This is a genomic window from Exilibacterium tricleocarpae (assembly GCF_007004655.1).
GTDB lineage: Bacteria > Pseudomonadota > Gammaproteobacteria > Pseudomonadales > Cellvibrionaceae > Exilibacterium > Exilibacterium tricleocarpae.
Genome location: NZ_ML660089.1, coordinates 416,167 through 434,982, shown reverse-complemented (window position 1 = coordinate 434,982; position 18,816 = coordinate 416,167). Strand labels below are relative to the sequence as shown.

At 47.0% G+C, this 18,816-nt stretch carries 6 protein-coding genes; 2 read left to right on the top strand and 4 right to left on the bottom strand.

Features of this window, described 5'->3' with window-relative positions:
- Nucleotides 1-241 precede the first annotated feature (241 nt).
- Both FKG94_RS06380 and FKG94_RS06375 read left to right on the top strand, forming a co-directional pair.
- Nucleotides 242-6,529 (top strand): type I polyketide synthase, encoded by a 6,288-nt coding sequence (locus tag FKG94_RS06380; RefSeq protein WP_142903358.1) that lies wholly within the window; start codon nucleotides 242-244, stop codon nucleotides 6,527-6,529.
- A 145-nt stretch (nucleotides 6,530-6,674) separates the two neighbouring features.
- Nucleotides 6,675-6,854, top strand: a complete 180-nt coding sequence (locus tag FKG94_RS06375) for a type I toxin-antitoxin system SymE family toxin (protein WP_142903357.1) — start codon at nucleotides 6,675-6,677, stop codon at nucleotides 6,852-6,854.
- A gap of 100 nt (nucleotides 6,855-6,954) precedes the next feature.
- Here the strand turns inward: FKG94_RS06375 and FKG94_RS06370 are convergent, their stop codons facing one another.
- From FKG94_RS06370 to FKG94_RS06355, 4 genes are all read right to left on the bottom strand, one after another.
- Complete coding sequence (locus FKG94_RS06370; protein WP_179957510.1) at nucleotides 6,955-7,797, bottom strand: immunity 49 family protein; 843 nt, start codon at nucleotides 7,795-7,797, stop codon at nucleotides 6,955-6,957.
- Nucleotides 7,798-7,807: 10 nt separating this feature from the next.
- Nucleotides 7,808-8,707: a hypothetical protein gene (locus FKG94_RS06365; RefSeq protein WP_142903355.1), complete on the bottom strand. Its 900-nt coding sequence runs from the start codon at nucleotides 8,705-8,707 to the stop codon at nucleotides 7,808-7,810.
- Nucleotides 8,704-9,663: a DUF4123 domain-containing protein gene (locus FKG94_RS06360; RefSeq protein ID WP_142903354.1), complete on the bottom strand. Its 960-nt coding sequence runs from the start codon at nucleotides 9,661-9,663 to the stop codon at nucleotides 8,704-8,706. The genes FKG94_RS06365 and FKG94_RS06360 overlap by 4 nt, the downstream gene beginning before the upstream one ends.
- 1,681 nt (nucleotides 9,664-11,344) lie before the next feature.
- Entirely contained in the window at nucleotides 11,345-18,094 is a 6,750-nt protein-coding gene (locus FKG94_RS06355; protein ID WP_142903353.1) for an FG-GAP-like repeat-containing protein, read from the bottom strand.
- Nucleotides 18,095-18,816: the final 722 nt, after the last annotated feature.

The following is an 18,816-nucleotide window of genomic DNA, read 5'->3' as shown; positions in this document are numbered from 1 at the left end:
GTGGCTGAGTTGCAACACGAGAGTTGAGAAACTTTAGGTTCTTAAATATATGGCAATAAGCGCCATTATCTTTTTCGCCGTTGTCAGAAGCGATCAAGCAAACTTTTCCCCCAAAAATCCTTGTCAAGGCCTTCTTTCCAATTATTCCGAACAGTTACAATTTTTTAATGAAAATGAAAAAAATAGACCATAAGGGCCGCCCCTAGTCTGGGCGCTTTTCTAAAAAACTTATGAGGCATTTATGATAAACAACACAAAATTTCCAATTGCAGTAATTGGCTTAGGTTGTAGATTTCCAGGCGGGGTGTCCAGCCCAGAACAGTATTGGGAAATGATACTAAATAAAACGGATGCTATTTGCGAAGTACCTGAAGGTCGATGGAACCACAATATGTTTTACGACGCCAATGAGAAAAAAGTCGGTAAGAGTCATGCAAAGCTTGGCGGCTTTCTGCAAGAGGATATCTTTAATTTCGATCCTATTTTCTTTGGTCTTTCACCTCGCGAATCCGAAGCGATGGATCCACAGCAACGTTACTTATTACAAACAACCTATGAAGCACTGGAGGATGCCGGCCAAGTATTAGATAAACTAAAAAAAACCAGTACAGGCGTATTTATAGGTGGTTTCACTCTGGATAATAAACTGACCCAGTTTGGGTATCTTAACCGCGACAGGCTGGATTCAAACACTGCCACCAGTGCCACAATGACGCTGCTCGCAAATAGACTGTCTTATGTATTCGATCTCAATGGCACAAGCTTAACTGTAGATACCGCATGCTCGTCTTCTTTAGTTGCAACTCACCTGGCTTGTCAAAGTATCTGGATGGGTGAAAGCGAATTGGCAATCGCCGGCGGCGTCAATATTATGAGCCGCCCCGAGTATTCTATCGTGATGAGCAAAGGTAAATTTTTGTCTAAACATGGTCTTTGCAAAGCTTTCGATGAAAGTGCCGAAGGATATACCCGCGGTGAAGGTTGTGGCATTGCGATTTTAAAACCACTCAATAAAGCGTTAGCAGACGGTGATCATATCTATTCGGTTATTCGTAATACGGGCAGCAATCAGGATGGCGCGACCAAAGGCATTGCTATGCCTAATGGCAAGTCGCAAAGAAAATTGATGGAACGTGTTTACGGAGAGGTCGATTTAAGCTCTGCAGAGATTCACGCTGTTGAAGCGCACGGAACAGGTACACAGGCAGGAGATACGACAGAAGCCAACGCGATAAACCTCGTCATGAGTAAAGCCCAGCGCCAGACGAAATGTCTTGTGGGCTCAGTAAAAACAAATATAGGGCATCTTGAAGCTGCTGCCGGTATTGCCGGCCTAATAAAAGCAAGTTTAATGGTCAATAAGGGCAAGATACTACCCAATATTCACTTTGATACACCCAATCCAAAAATTCCGTTTGATGATATGCATATTCGTGTTCCAACCGAAGCTGAGAGCTGGCCGGTTGAAACTGACACCCGGCGGGTTGTGATTAATTCGTTTGGTTATGGGGGAACCAATGCTCATGCGATTGTAGAAAGCTTTACTGTCAATAAAGGAAAGACTCTAAATAAACAGTCTGTTGACAAAATGCTTATACTCCCGATAACAGCACAAGATGAGGCGGCGCTGAGAAAGCTGTGCGAAAAATATGCGAAACAAATTAGTGAAACGTCAAGCCTTGCTGATTTTTACGATATTCTACATTCGGCCAGTGCTCGACGTACCTTTTTTAAAAATCGTGCTTGTATTATAGGCAGAGACAAAGAAGAAATTTGTGAGAACCTACTGAGCTTGAGTAAAGGTCAGCTATCAGAGAATATCGTCCTTGACAGCAGCTCTTTGGAAGGAGAAAAAGCTACATTAGCTTATGTATTTACCGGCATGGGGCCACAGTGGTATGCAATGGGTGCAGAATTATACGAAGCCTATCCTGTTTTTAAAGACTTTGTTGATAAGGCAGATACTATTTTTACTGAAATAAGTGGCTGGTCAATTTTTTCCGAAATGCAAAAGCCGGAATCCAGCTCACTTATATCGAAAACCCATATTGCCCAACCGGCCAACTTTGTGCTGCAGGTTGGACTATTTAAGCTACTCGAACAATATGGGGTAAAACCCGATGTGATCACAGGTCACAGTGTAGGAGAAGTCTCCGCTGCTTATGTCTCTGGTATGCTGAATTTGGAGGACGCTTTACTTGTCAGTCATCATCGCAGTCGTTTGCAGGGAACTTTAGCAGGTTGCGGCAGCATGTTGGCTGTAGGGCTTTCAGAAGCTGAAATTCTCCCATATATCATTCAAGTAGACAATGTCGAAATTGCTGCGGTGAATAGCCCAAGTTCTTTAACAATAGCAGGGAAAACAGAATCTTTAACTCAATTACAATTGCTATTTAACGATGCAGGCATATTTAGCCGTCCTCTAACAGTTGAAGTTGCTTATCACTGTCCAGAAATGGACCCTATTCGCGATGATGTTTTAGATGCATTAAAAATCATAAAACCAAAGACCGCTCACACACCTTTATACTCAACAGTTACCGGAGAACTAGCTAATGAATTTGAATGGGACAATAACTATTGGTGGAAAAATATTCGCCAAACAGTCAATTTTTCAAAAACGATAGAAAACATTAGTCAAAACTACCACAATACCATCTTTATTGAAGTTGGGCCCCACCCGGTCCTGAAAAACGCAATCAAAGAGACCTTAAGTAACGCCGGGCAACCTGTGTTACAGGCACATACTCTAAATCGAAAAACCAATGAATGCATCAGCATTAGAAAGAGCATAGCAAGACTATTCACGCTGGGGCACCGGCTGGACTGGAGAAAAGCGAATAGTGTTTCTGGTCAGTATGTCAAGCTTCCTTCATACCCATGGTCATTGGAAAAGTACCAATGCCTCTCCGAGAAAACAATAGAGGAACTATTTGGTAATGAGGGACATATATTTTTCAACCGCCGTATAGACAGCCCTACGCCTATGTGGGAAGTAGAATTTAGCCATTCACTGTTTCCTTATGCGGTTGACCACAAGGTAGAAAAAAGCGTGGTTTTACCCGGGGCCGCCTACGTCGAAATCGGACTGGCTATAGCTCACTATCACCTCCAGAGCCAAACTATTGGTCTGGAAGATATCCAATTTCACAATATGTTAGCTGACCAGGAAACGGTGCAAACTTTTATCAACACGAGCTTTGAGCCTGTAAGCGGTAAGTTTAAAGTGCACAGCCGAGTTATGGGGCAGAGAGACTCTTGGAAGCTTCATGCCAGCGGGCGTATTATTACCAATGCCGCACCCAATCTCGGTGAAATATCTCTCGATTTAAGTCATGCAGAAGAAATTAATGTAACGGATTTTTACGAAAAATTAAGTGCTGTTGGTTTAGATTATGGGGCGGCGTTTCGCCCTATTACTCAACTAAAAAGGCTATCTGCAACACAAGTCGTTGCGCAGATACAGCAAACAGATAATCAAGATGACTACGACAAATATTACCTCTTACACCCAACTGTGCTGGACGCTGCTTTTCAAACGATGGCCGAAGGCAGCGAGCAGCCTTATGTACCGGTAGCGATTAAAAATATTTATGTAAACCAACCACTACCCAAAATGCTTAATAGTTTGATCGAAATTACGGAAAGAACAGATGATGCTGTTTATGGCAATATCATTCTATTTGATGAAAATAAGAATATTCTAGTTCGGTTAGATGGCGTAAAAGCCCGGAAATTTGGTCAGTCTATTAACGATAAAGACTCTCTCCACCATCATTTTTACGACCTAAAATGGGTTGAATCCAGAACAGCGGAAATAGCTCCACCAAAAATCTCTACTTGGTTAGTAATTGGTGGCGAAATGGAAGCGCACCAATATATACAGTTTTTTCAAGAGCACAAGATGAGTTGCCATAGCGCGACAGGTATGAACATGATAGATGTTGATACTGTACTGGAAACGACACCAGAAATCACCGATATTATCTACTTGGAACAACTATACGGCAGCGACCTGTTTGACAACGATAAAATCCTTGGCGCCTTGACTGCCGTTAAAAATCTTGTCCAGATCATTATAAGAAAATACCCCCAACGAGCTGTTCGCTTATTTGTGCTGACTCAAAACAGTTATCAGGTTTTACCAGAAGATTCTCCAATAAATCTATTGGGCGCTTCCTTTGGCGCCCTGGCTCAAGTGGTTGAAAATGAGCATGCAAATATTGCGTTTTATTGCATTGATGTAGACTCGGACAAAACTTTAAGCGCCAATATGGAAAACATCTTTCTATCCAAAGATACAACCAGAGAGCGTGCTTTTCGAGGCAAAAAACTATTTAGGCATGTGCTAGATAAAACACAAAAACTTACTGGTAAAAACAGCAAATCTTCCAGTTTATCCGCTCAAGAAAAGCCGATCGCTTTACGTATTGCTGAAACAGGCGACGTTATGAGCCTGCACTTTACTGAAATTGCAATGCAACCTTTGCAGGCTACTGAAATAAAAGTCCAAACTACTGCTGTAAGTCTTAATTTTAAGGATTTATTAAAGGTATATAATAAAATTGATTCTTCCATTACTGACAATACATACTATAAAGACACTTTGGGTTTCGAGGTCTCTGGCACTGTCGTTGAAGTAGGTACAGCAGTTAAAGGTTTTGAAATTGGAGAACAAGTAGTCGGCCTGGTTCCGGATGCTTTCAGAAGTTACGCCAATATCCCCGCTCACTTTGCAACCAAAATACCCAGTGCACTATCTATCTATGAAGCACCAACGCTGATTAGTTACATGACCGCATATCATAGCTTGATAACTTTGGCACAGTTGCAAGAAGGCGAAAAAGTTCTTATCCACAACGCTACTGGCGGCGTCGGACTTATAGCGTTGCAAGTTGCACAATGGAAAAGTGCTGAAATATATGCGACAGCCGGCAGCGATGAAAAACGTCAATATCTGCGCGATATGGGTATTCATCATATCTACGATTCCCGCAGTTTACAATTTGCCGAAGAAATACGTCGCGACACCAAGGGTTATGGCATTGATGTAGTGCTTAACGCCATGGCCGGCGAGGCGGTTATCCAAAGCTTTAACCTATTGGCACCTTATGGCCGTTTTATTGAAATAGGCAAGAAAAATATTGCTGACAATAATGACTTACCCATGAAAGCGTTTAATGAAAACCTGATGTTTGCCTCTGTGGATATTGATCGCATTCTGAAACACAAACCTGCGTTGGGCGCTGAGATTATTAGTCAAGTTTGCGGATGCTTTGAAAAAGGTCACTTCAAGCCCGTTCCCTCAAAAGTGTTTCCTGCCAATAACGTCATCGACGCATTCCAGTTTATGTCACATTCCAAACACATAGGCAAAGTCGTTCTTGATTTTAAAAGTCAGAAGGTGGATGTACTGCTTTCAAAAAATGAAAACAGTAAAATAAAATCTGATGCCTCTTATCTTATAACAGGAGGAACCAAAGGTTTTGGTTTGGAAATCGCGAAGTGGATCGCCTCACAAAAAGCGGGCCAGTTGATATTGGCGAGCCGAAGCGGAGCGGATGATAAATATTCACAAGAAGAAATCAATAAGCTAAGAGAGCAAGGGGCAAAAGTTGAAGTTATCGCGACTGATGTAAGCTCTGAACGAGAAGTGCAATCACTGATCAATACCATAAAACGAGAAATGCTGCCACTACGTGGCGTCTTTCACGGAGCGGTTGTGCTTGAAGACAACTTTTTGGCGCAACTAACGACCGAAAGTTTATACAAAGTATTAGGACCCAAGTTAATCGGGGCTGTCAATCTCCATAAATTCACTGAATGTATACCGTTGGATATTTTCTTTTGTTTCTCATCAGTCTCGGCCTTGATCGGCAATAAAGGGCAAACCTCTTATATTCTTGCCAATGCTTATCTGGATGCGCTATGCCACTATCGTCGCTCAAAAGGTCTGGCGGGCACCTCGATCAATTGGGGAGCCATTTCAGACGTTGGCATATTAAGCCGAAAAACAGATGTCGCTGCTTTTTTTGAAAAGTTTGGTTTATCCGGTATCAGCCCGGAAGAAGCTTTTACGATTATTGATCAAGTATTGGAAAATGACGTAACTCAAATTGGCGCATTCCGTGGCGATTGGTCAAAACTGGTGAAATCCATGCCCTCTTTAGCGTATCCGTACACTCGATTTACAAATTTTCTAAAGCAAGATAATAGCGATAATGCCATTGAAATCGCCCGTTCTGATTTTTTTGCCAAATGTCCCAAAGATGTTGAGTTACGCGATTATATTACCCACAACATTTTGGAATCCATATCCCAATTACTAAAGTTTCCTATCGATAAGCTTAACAAGAATACCAGTATCAATAATATGGGGGTTGACTCTCTGGTTGCTGTAGAGCTCGCTATGATATTCCGTCAAAAAATGGGCTTTGAATTATCGACTGTCGATATACTGGCAGATCCAACGCCGGAACAGCTATCCACTAAGCTATTGGAACTACTACCAGCAGAAGCAACTGTATAGGTTATTCATTAGTATTTAGGGCGCATTAAAACCTGTTTAATATAGCTGGTTTTAATGCTGTCCCTAATATTGTCTTTTCTGAATCTTTACATACCCACCAACTACCGAAGCGTCGTCAAACCATAAGGCAGCCTGGCAACAGTTGATGGTATTTAACTATCTGATATTCGAGGCACCGGCTCAAAACACAATCCCCTTATACGGGTTGTCGGCCCGTGCCATGGATACGGATGAAAGGGAAGTGGTTGGAGAAAGCGGGTTTGGTATTGATACGCCGGTCAAGGTTGAAGTGTCTGAGGGGCGGCTGGTGTTGATTGTGGAGTAGTTGCAACAGGACTGTGGTTTAGCCCAGACCTCTAGAAAAACACTACGATCATTTTTTAACTTAATACACCTCTGGATCAAGTGACTCCGCTCCCTTGGTTTTACTGCACATACTGGCCCGTCACTAACCACTTAGGGATATAATCCGAGTCAATCTGAGGTGCCCACCCTTTATCATCGTAAGCTAGGGATAAGACCGCCAGCAAATCCATGGAGACCCAGCCATCAATATCGTGATAGTTTTTGGGATTGTCTGCCCAAAAAACTTTGTGCAGCATAACAGCTTCATTCAGTTTTTCATTAAATTCCGCTTGATCGTTGGATAAAAAACAGCGGTATAAAGAAAGCAAGGGAACGCGGATATTTAATAGATAACCTGTACGCTCCTTACTAATACCCGGATAATCGGTTGCCTTCATAGCAGCAATCAACAATTCGCCAACATCCACTTTTTTATCAAACAGTCCTTTAATAAAGTCTACATACAAGTAGTTAGCTTCATCGGTTTTGATATTAGCATTTCTTAGAGCTTCCGTAGAAATACGTCCCATAACCCCCAGAGCATCTTGGTTACGCAAAATAATTGCTAGATAAACAACATTTAGCCATGCATCTGGGTCAGTATGAACTTTAGAAGATTTAATCGCGTAAGCATACCGCTTACCTAAATAATCAACTCCAAATTTTTCAGGCAACTCCAATGCGCTGATAAAATGGGCTACACCAAGCTCCAGTGCTAATTGCATATACTGTATCGTTAGTTCGTCGTTTTCGCCTAAGGCATCGGCTCTGGTGGCAGAGCGAAGCGCATCATTAAATTGCGTAAGATTTTTAGGACGCTCTTCTAAAGATAATAATACATCTTCAATATCTTCTTCAAAATCATTCAAGTATTCTCTTTCTGCATCAGGGCATTCTGCCTCAGGACGAATTCTTTTAACCATTTGGTTTTCTCTATTCATACTTTGAAATTTGAACATGTGGAATAACATCGTCATCATTAGCTTTTTGTACTATCTCCAGATATTCTAACTTTCCTTGTTTAACTGCCTTCTTCAAAGCACGAACAGTTTTTCTTAGTTCGGGATCTTTTTTGGCCTCTTTTTCCATATTCTCAATAATTTCGTCGCGATACTCTTCAGTGCCCTGTTCGACAGGATCTCCTTTTGAATTATTACGTGTAGTTCTTCGCCCCCCAGCTCCTTTGGCCTCGATAATATATATTTTATCGCCGTCCTGATACACACTGTCAAACTGGCCTTGCTTACCATCACCCGGCGTATCACTGTGCAACTTTTTGGCGTTAGGAAGTTGCTGATTAATTGCGGCATTCGCCGCATGTTCACCAAGCTTCTCGCTGATCTTTTTCAAATCATGATCCGCTTCCTTCCAGGCTTTAACATCCTTTATCCGATTATAAGATTGCCCGTCAATCGTGTCGCCCCCCTTTTTGAGCGTATCCTCAATAGCTTTTTTCTGTTTTCGGGCCCGCCTTCGCTCTTCTTCCAACTTCTTTAATTTACGTTGCTGCTTCTCGGGTAGGGTGTCGTGTCGAACCTTGATTTCATGAACACCATGGCGACGCGCGTTGGTATTTGAGGTGTCTTTAAGCGCAAATTCTTCTCGGCTTAGCTTGGCCCGATTCTTAATAGCACCTTTGCCGCCATCAATAAGGTTGTAGGTATGCGTTTCCGTATTGTAATAATATTGATCAGAATGATCGAGTACACTCTGGATAGGATTGCCGCCTTCTTTTCTGCGCTGCGCTATCGTTTGTCCATATTGGCATACAGCAGCGACTTCTCCGATCTCCTCTTGCCCGCCAACTATACCACGTTCATCCCCTCCCATCATAGCAATTTAGGGGCCTCCGTGTTAAAAACATTATCCTTACAGTATTGAAAAGCTGCCTCTACCCGTTGACTGAGATCGCCCAGTGCAATATTTTCAAGAAAATCACGTCTTATTACTCCATAGCTGGCTGACTCCATAAAATCCCAACCCATCAACACACACATCTCAACGCAGTAGTAGCCATCCTGACGTTTTTTCACACCCATTGACCGAAAGGTTTGCAGGGCTTGGTCAATCCGCCGGTACAGTACCGTGTTATCGTAAGCGGCCAACCTCTTCGGGTAACACCTTTGCATATCGCCAACCAGCATGCGGACAAAAGCCCGGTAAGCCGTCTTTGCCAGCAATTGAACCTGATCCTGCCGAATTCTCAATATCGAAGACGCGTCCCCTTCGCCGGCAACCTGTGGATACTGCCTCTGTGCCGAGACCACGCCCTCCCAATCCCGGTTTTCAATCCGCAGCTGCGCCGGTCCACGATCAAATTTAACCGCGTACTGACCATCTTCACTTTCCATCCACAAAGGCCCTATGGATCCCATTAGCAGGTACTGCTGGGTACCATCACTGCTGGGCAGAAAATCCCGCAGTATTCTCGGGTCATAGTAACGAAACAACCAGTTCTCCAGCCCAGGGCCTCTGACTTTATTGACCTGCCGGAAGTGCCGGAGAATCTCTACCAGGTTTTTGTCACTGGCGATATAAATGCCCCAGCTTTGTCCCCAGCCCTCGCTAAACAACCAATCGCAAAAGCCTCCCGCTTTGAGTGACACCACATGGGGAGCGACTTTTTCCAGAACCTCATCAGTGTTGCGATAAAGACACTGATGCCAGTGGCCACTGCCTTTAATGGCTGGATAGATACAGTTGTCAATCGCGCAGTCAAGCAACGCATAGTGGTGTTTAAAGCCTGGGCAGGCCCGTTGCAGGCTGGAAAAACCGGGTGTTGCTACCATTGACTGGAGTTCCTATGCTGACCCTGTTCCGATAAATGTGGAGCCGCTTTTTGACAAACTTCACAAAACGACATGGCACACCGAGCCGCCAGCACAGCCGTTTCCGCTTGCGCCACCGTGTCGGGAACCGGTTCTGTATTGGATACTATCTGCGGCGATGCTGCCGAAGGCGCGCTTGCTACCGATATTGGCGCCGATTCCACCGTCGCGAAATCCCCGAGGGAGGACGCCTTTGCCACCCGGGATCGGCTTTTCCGCGCCGGGGGTAATTTGGCTATCGCCAACTCCCGACAACAGCAACCCAGTTGCCGTAGCACTGAGATTATCTGTCCGCCTGTGGATTTAACCGCCCGGCCCCTTTCATAGAGCGCCGCCGTCAACAGCACTGCGAAGCCGGTTTCAGTCACCGGGCCCTGCCCGGTCGGGTCCCGACCCAAAGTTATATCGCCCACCAGCCATTTCAGCCGTCGCTCCAGATCTTCCCAGCACAACCGGGCGACAGCGTAAGCGTCGGCAAACACAGCCCCATGCACAAGCTTCGGATCAACCCCCAAGAGGGTCACCAGCTTTTGATAGCTAACTGACTTCAAACGGGCTTCACGGAGCACCATCTCCTGCCTAAGCCGGTTAGAGTCACGACTAGCGAGAGACAAAGTCCAGAGTTGCATGTCCATACGCCATAACTGCCGGTGCAAAAGTGTTAGTGTTTCGGAGTCAGGGCAGTCGTGCAGTAACGGCAGAGGATCGCCCCGGCCCACTGGGGCGACCCGTGCCAGAGAAGTCAGAGTGGTCAGCAAGCGGTTGATACGCAGAACCAGGCTGTCAGCGCTAGCAATCGGCGGTAAGGGCTTTGCGGCTGTTAACACGCTATAGCAGCGAAGATCACCACGAACTAGCAAACGGCAAATCAAGTCCTTATTGGCGCTTGCCAATGTGGTTGTCAGCGGACCGGGGGGGCAAAGACGTTGTGTGAGTCGGTTCAACGCAGCGCCCACATCGGGGGGAAGGCGCCGGATAAAACGGCGGGCATTGCCTTCGTCGGCCAGCCACAGACGGTGACCGATCGCCGATCTTAGGCCCGACCGATCCGTGATGGCAAAGGTCTGCCCTAGGGCGTCATAGTAAATTGGCCAAAAATGGTGATGGTGTGTCACTGCTCCGTGTATCCAATCAAATTGAGGCGACAACTGTCCTGAAAGACACCGTTGCCGCCTCGCTCTGAATATCGCTACTCCGCCTCGACATGAGTGGCAAGCGTAACTAAGGCCTTGTTTGCGGTGGAGCGAGACACTTCATTATATCCAGATTGGACAGAATCGCAGTGTCTTTGCCTTCACGCAAACAGATATAGGCACGAAGAGCCACACGGCGGCATGTCGAATATAATTTGAAATACATCTACAGTTAGGAGAATAAAAGCAAATGGAATTACTCTGCAGCTAAATAACTGACACAATAGGTGGAGCTGGGAGCGGCAAAGCAACGCTTTGCCGCGCGGAACACTCAAAGCTTATGATGCTGGGCTGGGTCTGCTTGCTGGGATTGAGAGGGGGCGCCCAGTCCGTGTTTCTGGAAGCACAGTCCAACAGCAGACCGGCAATTGGCACCTCTTTTACCTAAATATAGCGCCATGCCGATCTACCTCCAGTTTTTGAATCTGACGTACTGGTTCAGTCGATTCTTAGAAATTTTTTATAACAGGATCAACAATGGTTTTTCTTATAACCACCCCAGCCGCCGATGATACGCTTTGACTACTGCCGCTAGTACCATTCGCTAAACCAGAGATAAAATCAGTCCCTGCAACATAAGGGTTAGTCCTCACTTCATTCACCAAAGCTTTGCCTAACGAACGAGTAGAAGATATGAACCGTGAGTTTCTTAACGTATTAACGGCACGCACCGTCAACGCGCCTTCTGCGAATACAACACGTGAACCCATTTTTGGTAATGAAAAAGATGTGCTTGCGACAGCGACAGGAGGACCAATCACTGCCAATCCAATGGATCGCTCTAATTGCTGCGCTCTTTCTCTACGACTAGGGTTTACGAAAAGCGGTGGTGGATCTGTCGGCTCCAGGACATGTCGATTTGACGTCTGTGCCAACAGCATCGGGTCTGCCCCCGTTGGATTACGGGCAGTATTTACATAAGCGAGAACAAATTCTGTGTAATTTCGATCATTATCCTCTATTCTAACCGGGAAAGGAAAATCATCTGCTAACCCTGTTACCACATTCTCAACATCTCTATTCGCACCACTGAGGAATTTTCCTTCTCGGATAAGTGCTTCAGCTTCTTCAAAGGTAACAATTCGAAAATAACTATTTTCACTATCCAGGAGCCTCGGTGAGGATTCGTCGCTGGATAACTCCGCACTGGAATTGGCATTGACGGCAGTTTCCGAAGCCGCAGCGCCCGTTCTAGTGCGATCACTATTGCTTTCATCGCGCCTGTTCGTTGAATTTCGTGACCTTGAAGAAGACCCTAAATTACGAAAGAAGTTTATGACTGACTTAACGACAGCCATGATACCCGGCTCAGCGGCCTGGCTGGCGCTGCGGAGATACCCTGTAGGATCGGTATACTTCATCGGATTATTCCACACATAGCTGTAGCGATTATAGCTCTGGCTATTGCCGGCGGATTCAATATACGGATCGGCACTGATAAAGCGTGCCAAGGTAGCATCGTACATCCGACCATTCATATGAATCAGGTCCACTTCCTGTACACTTTCATGGCCGGTATAACCTTTGTTGGTATATGGAAGCTGCGTTAAGTAGAGCGGGTCGTTTACGCCCGCTTGCGCTTGCCACGGAAAATGTCGCAATTTACCCCATGCATCAAAACTGCGCCTGTCGACGACGTTTGCATAGGCATCCGTAATAAGGTCGACACTCCCCAGAGCATCTTTGTGCAAATAACGAGTCTGTATGCCATCCGTGCTGGAGACGATATGTTCTGCCACTAACTGACCCGCGGCATAGATATAGTGTCTATCTTCGGTTGCACCATCCGCCTTAATGATTTTTTCCAATAAACCAAGATATAATGTGGTATCCCCCAAGTGATTCACTTTCTTAAAGCGCGCACGATCGGGGCCGTAGCTAAAGGTCGCGGAGCGGCCCTGCTGAGTAATTCGCGTAGGCTTATTGAAACTGCTCCACTGAATCGCGCGACCATCACCATTGATCATATCGCCATTGGCATCATACGTGTAAGTATTATTGCCCGCTCGGGTCACCGCATGAAAACCTGCGCCATTTTGACCATAGGTATAATCACCCACGTCGGACTTATGGGTGATATTGCCGTAGATATCGTAGGTAAGGGCTTGCGTGGCATTCAGGCCCGCCGTGGTGTTGTAGAGATCACTACTGACGGTACTGGTGATTAAGCGATCCAGGCGATCGTAGCCGAACTCCTCTCGAATATCATTGACCATGTCATGACGCAGAGTGACATTTTGGTAAGCATCGTGTTGGTACTCCAAGTGACGAACCGCGTCAAAAACGAGCAAGCTGCTATGAATGCTTTCCAGTTGACCTGTCCCTTGATGATAGACATAGTCATTAACGATACCGTTACCGTAAACTTCGGCACTGATACGACCAGAGGCGTCAACATCCACCGCGCGCCAATACGTAATGGTATTGGTGCCGGCCTCATTGGCAAAATCGTCGTAAACACTGGCAGCGTTATTAAGTGTCGTCGTTACTTGAAAGCTATTGTCAGCAGAGGCTAGGGCCTGCTCGGCCAAGACGACGAGCTGCTCAGCAATAGCTTCGTAGCTTTGGGCCTGGGTATTGATGAGTTCGCTAATACCTTGCAGTTTATCAATCGTATTATTTAAGTGGCCCAGAAAACTTCTAGGTTCGCTTTCTCCTTGGCTTATCACGGCTGACAAAAGGTCTTGGTGAATCGCCAAATTTTCGCTCAGTATACTATCGATTTGGCCATCACCAACCAGTGCCTGGTAGTGTGTCGCTTGTGCTTGGTAGTATTCGCCTAAAACGCGTAAATTTACTGATTGGGTTACGTACTCTTCTGCCAGTGTTATCGCCTCACTCACCAAGGGAGCGAGTTGTGCATAATCGTGGGGCTCCGCCTGGCTTCTGTCACCCGCAACCGCTGAGAGAAAGCCATTACTATTGTAGATATTGGTTATTGAAAAACGCTCGGCACCGGGATATTGCACACGCTCAACACGACCATAGGCGTCGTAGCCGGTGCGCGCGGTAAAACTACCGACATCTGCAATTCGAGTGGTGGTTGCGATTGACCGGCCGAGGTTGTCGTAAGCATAGTCTTTGGTAATACCCCGGGCTTTCTCCTGTAATAGTTTACCAATACTCCCTTGAGGGGACCGGCTATCGCCATACGTCCAGGTGCTTACGCCTTCGGGTTCAGTGCGCTTAACCATCCGGCCCAACAGGTCGTATTCCATGGTCATGGTTTGGCCTTTGGCATCAGCCTGGCGGATCAATTCGCCAAAGGCATTGTAGGTGTACTGCCACTGCCCCATATCCGGGTCATCCATCCCGACTTTGCGGCCAAATTCGTCATAGTTGAGGGTAATCGTGGTAGCTGGATCACCGTTTACCCGGGTGGTCAGTAAATTGCCATCGCTGTTGTAGGTGTACTCGATAGTGCTGCCTTCTTCTTCCTCAACACGGACTTTTTGATCCAATGCATTGTTAAAGATCGTCGTCGTCAAGGCATCAGGGCCACGACGAACAGTGGTGCGTAAGCCGTGGTATTCTGTGAGTACCTCGCTCGCAGTACCCTGCGGGCCAGGCTCGCTCATGTGAGTGGCGCGACCCAGTGCATCATAGTGTGTCTGCGCCCATACGCGATGGTCGCCTTGATAGTAATCACGACTGATACGGTCTACGAGACCGCGGTTATTGTAAGTAGTGTCCCTAAAGATCAAGCGGCCGTCAAAGCCCACGTTGATGGTTCGCACTACGCGATCCAGCGCATCATACTGGGTGATCACCGGCTGATCGCCGGAGGTTTGGCTGAGAGTACAATGATAGGCGCCATCGGCCACGTCGCCACACCAGCCGCTACCGGCAAGGTAGCGATCTGTCTGCGTGCGCGTACCATCGGCACGGTTTTCAGCGACTTTGCGACCAAAGCCATCGTAGTCCCAGGTGGTGGCAATACCGTTGGGACCGGTGCTTGTGGCCAGCCAGCCTTCCGGGGTGTAGTTATGGGACTCACATTCGTTGTAGACATTACAGGTTTCGGCCAGCCGACCCGTACTGGTGTAGGCATATGTGATGTAGCGAACACCATCATTGGGAGAATGCATCTCTTTACGCGTGACCTGACCATAGCGATTGTAGGTATTGTGAGTCGCAGTCAGGGTCTCGCCGGTCTGCGATCCAGTAAGAGTTTCTGACAGGCGTAAACCGGTGGCACTATCATAACTGTAGTTTTTGATACGGCGCTCATCAGGAGCGTCCGGACTGTTATAAATAGTCTCCGACGTAAGCACGCGCCCAAGGTGCCACCGACTTTCATCATTTTGATAGTTATTGATGAGAATGGTAGAGAAAGCGTTATCCCCGGCAAAATTCACTACATCGGTGCGTTCGACGTTGCCGTAGCGGTCAATGCCACGCCGAAGCGTGACGGTTCTTTTAAAAGCTTCGGTACTGCCCAATTCATAGTGATGCTTCTCCGAGCGCGTTAGATTGAGCTGGTAGACACCGGGAAAAGTCTCCAGGGCTTCAGTCGTATCTCGCTTTAGGGTCGCACGCTGAAAGTCACGCCCATGCCTGTACTGTTCTTCCTCGCTTGAGAGACTACCCGTATAGGGAAAATCGCGCTGATCGAAGGTAAGATTAAGCCGGTTATTAACGGAGTAGCCGCTACCAGTGGCGAACGCGTGGGATTCCGTAATGCTTGCATAGCCATAGCTACCGCGACCTAAGACATGGTGCTTCAGCCCTTTGTAATGATACAGGGTTTTCTTTTGCAGGGTCCGCCCATACCGGTCGACGCCGTAATCGGTTTTAACGCTACCCACCACATGCTGCGACCCGATCTGATCAATCAGTGGATACTCGGCGTCATTATCTTTGGTGTAAATAGCTCGATTACTGAGGGGGTAATATATCAACGAGGTCCGCTTCCCCTGACCATCAACGATATACGTTATTCTGGAAACCCGGCTATTGGAATGCCTGACATCGATATCTTCGCTTCTTGTCCAAACCACATCATTGCTGCCGTCGTTATTGACATCATAGAGTCCCCTGAATGATGAGTGTTTGTTGGCAGATCTTGAACGGATAGGCCCATAAGATCCGCCGCCGATACCCAGGCTGTAGGAAATAGCCCGTGGGGGATCATACTTATTTTCATCATCGTCATACGCTTTAAGCTCCCAGAACATATCCGGCAGGCCATCGTTGTTAAGATCATAAGTACCCACAAAGCTCGATCTTCCGCTGGCAGAAAGATGTCCTCGCCCCAGGTTTCTACTGGTGACTACCGGTCGATAACGACCGTCACCCATGGCCAAGCGCGTATAAATCTTTACAGAATTTTTCCAGGTGGCACGACCGGAGACCCAAAGGCCATCCGCCAAACCATCACCATTCACATCCTGCATACCAACAAAGTGCCCTTTGATGGCGCCATGCGTATCAACAAGCAAATCACCGTAACGGCCATTGCCGAGCGAGAAGCTGGTTGCGAAACTACCAACTTTTCGCCATATCGCATCGGGTAGGCCATCACTGTTGGTATCGTACAGGCCGGCAAAAGACCACTTGCTGTAATCGCCATTCTCTGTGGTGTGCGTGTTAATCAAGTCACCGAATGACCCATTATTCTGCGACAAGCTCACCCCGACACGGGTACCCTCCTCCACAAGCTTACCCTTTTCATTAACGCCACGATAAACCCATACCGCATCCTTAGCACCATCACCATCGGTATCCTCCATACCGGCAAAGGACCAGGTACTGTAGTCGCCCGATTCAGCCACAACAGTTTCAATAAGATCGCTAAAACTGCCATCACCCTGAGCCAGTCTGGTTGCGATGCGTAAACCCTCATCTTTATGTTGGTACTGCCAGATCGCATCAGGTAAGCCATCGCTATTGACGTCATGCATTCCGGCAACCTTCCATGTTCTCTCGTTATCAACATTCGAGGCTTGCGTAATAATGCTACCGTATCTACCATCGCCTTGAGCCAGACTAACTGCCAGACTAGGACCTCTTACAGGACTGTTTAACCAAACGGCATCTACCAAACCATCCCCATTCACATCGTACATACCGGAAAATGACCAACGTGAATAGTTCCCATTTGCCACCCTACTGTAAGTGGTTTGCCGGAAAGTCCCATCACGTTGATTGAGTGCGACCCGCATAGCGATAAGTGACTTGGTGCGCTTCTGCCATACGGCATCGAGGTAACCGTCACCATCCACATCATACAGACCGGCGAGCCCATAACCACCGGTTTTGGTGGATCTCTTGAACATCCCACCCAAACTTCCGTCACCCGCATCCGACCAGCCGAAACTCGTGGCAGGAAGGCAGTTATTTTGCGCATCACAGACAGTAATAGCGGTCAATTTAGAGGGTGTTGTTACCGTGTCGCCGCCTTCGTAGGTCACCCGATAGGTTTTCAGTAGCGTCGAAGGCGAGTAGGTGTTGATTTGTTGCAGGCGTTTTTTCATAACGAGCGTCTGGCCACGGAAAAAACTGGCGGCGGCATCAGCTCTGGCATCACTGTATACCATCTCAACTCGTCCACCGCTGTAGCTGACCTCATCCAGATAATGGATATTTTGGTCTACTACGTACTGGTAGGTAACGGGATTATTACCGGTAGTGTCATTTAAACTGCGCAGAAGCCAGCTACTTGTTCCCTGAGGTAGCGTTTGGGACGCATTACCCCCGCCGCCGTAAATCAATACCTGGCCCGCTTTGGTTTTTACAACCCAGTAGTCCGGGTTGTAGTCACTACCACCATAGGCAATAATTTGCGAGTAGCTATCAATTTCTGTTCGATATTCCGTGCCCACCTCGCCACTATCACCCTCGATTGGAACCAGGCGTTGTCCATCGAGACAATAGCGATCTCTCGCGCCAAAACTGATGCCGCCCCAAAAACCATCTTGCGCTATGGTCGCCGCACAGCGGGAAATGGCTGATAAACCACCCAGGCCCCAACCCATACCCAAAACCCCGTTACCACCTGCATCAGAATAATGTAGAGATAGCTCTGGCTGCATTCCACCGCGGCCCGGCGCCACCTCAATAGGCACTGAATAGTTGGCTGTGCCGTTAGCGACGGTCAAATCACCGCCGAGGGTACCCACCGTTGCATCTTGGGCTGCAACATTATCCGTCAGCAGAAAAAGGCAAATAGAAATAAGAGAAAAAGCGTGGAGATTCATGGAGTTCCTTCCCAGAGATTTCAACGGGGCACCCGCAGTGCCAATGGTATTGCGGTCTAAAGCGAACTGTGTGTATTGATTAATCAAACAAGCCTAATTACTTTACGGTTACCTTCTATTTGGACACGCACACAAAAACTGATTGCGCGATCTTACTGACTCTCACAGGGTAAAAGCCACTACGCGATCTCGTAGTTTTAATGGAGTGTAACAACGCTGGCGTTTTTGAAGACACGATCAACCGGCCAGGTTTGAAGACGTCAACCATGGAGAAGTAAATCGCAGGCTCACGATAGATTCGAGATGGTTCTCATACTTCTCAAAAATCATTCTTTCTCTGAGAGCTTCTGGAACGTGGTCTTTTCTGCAACTATTTCAGCCGCAGTTGCAGTAGTACCCGGCAAGAACCACACCCTTGACAAAAGCTTTCAGCCGATAAAACCCGGATGTCACCGGCAGGCTCCATTTTGAAAAATAGTTAGCATCATTTAGTGAATGCCCGGAAGACCATGAATAGTCATAGTTTAAGAAGACTCTGTGCAGGTTGATAACCGCTAGTCGCGCTTCTTGGCGGCACTCTGCTAATTTTCCTTGGCGTCTATTTGATTATCGGGAGTTTCACAACGCATCGGGGTCTGGCTTTCAAGGCGATTCAGTACCCGACTCTGGCTACGTATGGTGTTTTATACAGCGCCCGCTTTGGTGCACCGGTAGCTATCCAC

Bases quoted from the DNA above. Each gene is read 5' to 3' on its own strand.
- FKG94_RS06355 (WP_142903353.1), bottom strand. From the start codon at position 18,094: ATGAATCTCCACGCTTTTTCTCTTATTTCTATTTGCCTTTTTCTGCTG.
- FKG94_RS06380 (WP_142903358.1), top strand. From the start codon at position 242: ATGATAAACAACACAAAATTTCCAATTGCAGTAATTGGCTTAGGTTGT.
- FKG94_RS06360 (WP_142903354.1), bottom strand. From the start codon at position 9,663: ATGGTAGCAACACCCGGTTTTTCCAGCCTGCAACGGGCCTGCCCAGGC.
- FKG94_RS06370 (WP_179957510.1), bottom strand. From the start codon at position 7,797: ATGGTTAAAAGAATTCGTCCTGAGGCAGAATGCCCTGATGCAGAAAGA.
- FKG94_RS06365 (WP_142903355.1), bottom strand. From the start codon at position 8,707: ATGATGGGAGGGGATGAACGTGGTATAGTTGGCGGGCAAGAGGAGATC.
- FKG94_RS06375 (WP_142903357.1), top strand. From the start codon at position 6,675: ATGGTATTTAACTATCTGATATTCGAGGCACCGGCTCAAAACACAATC.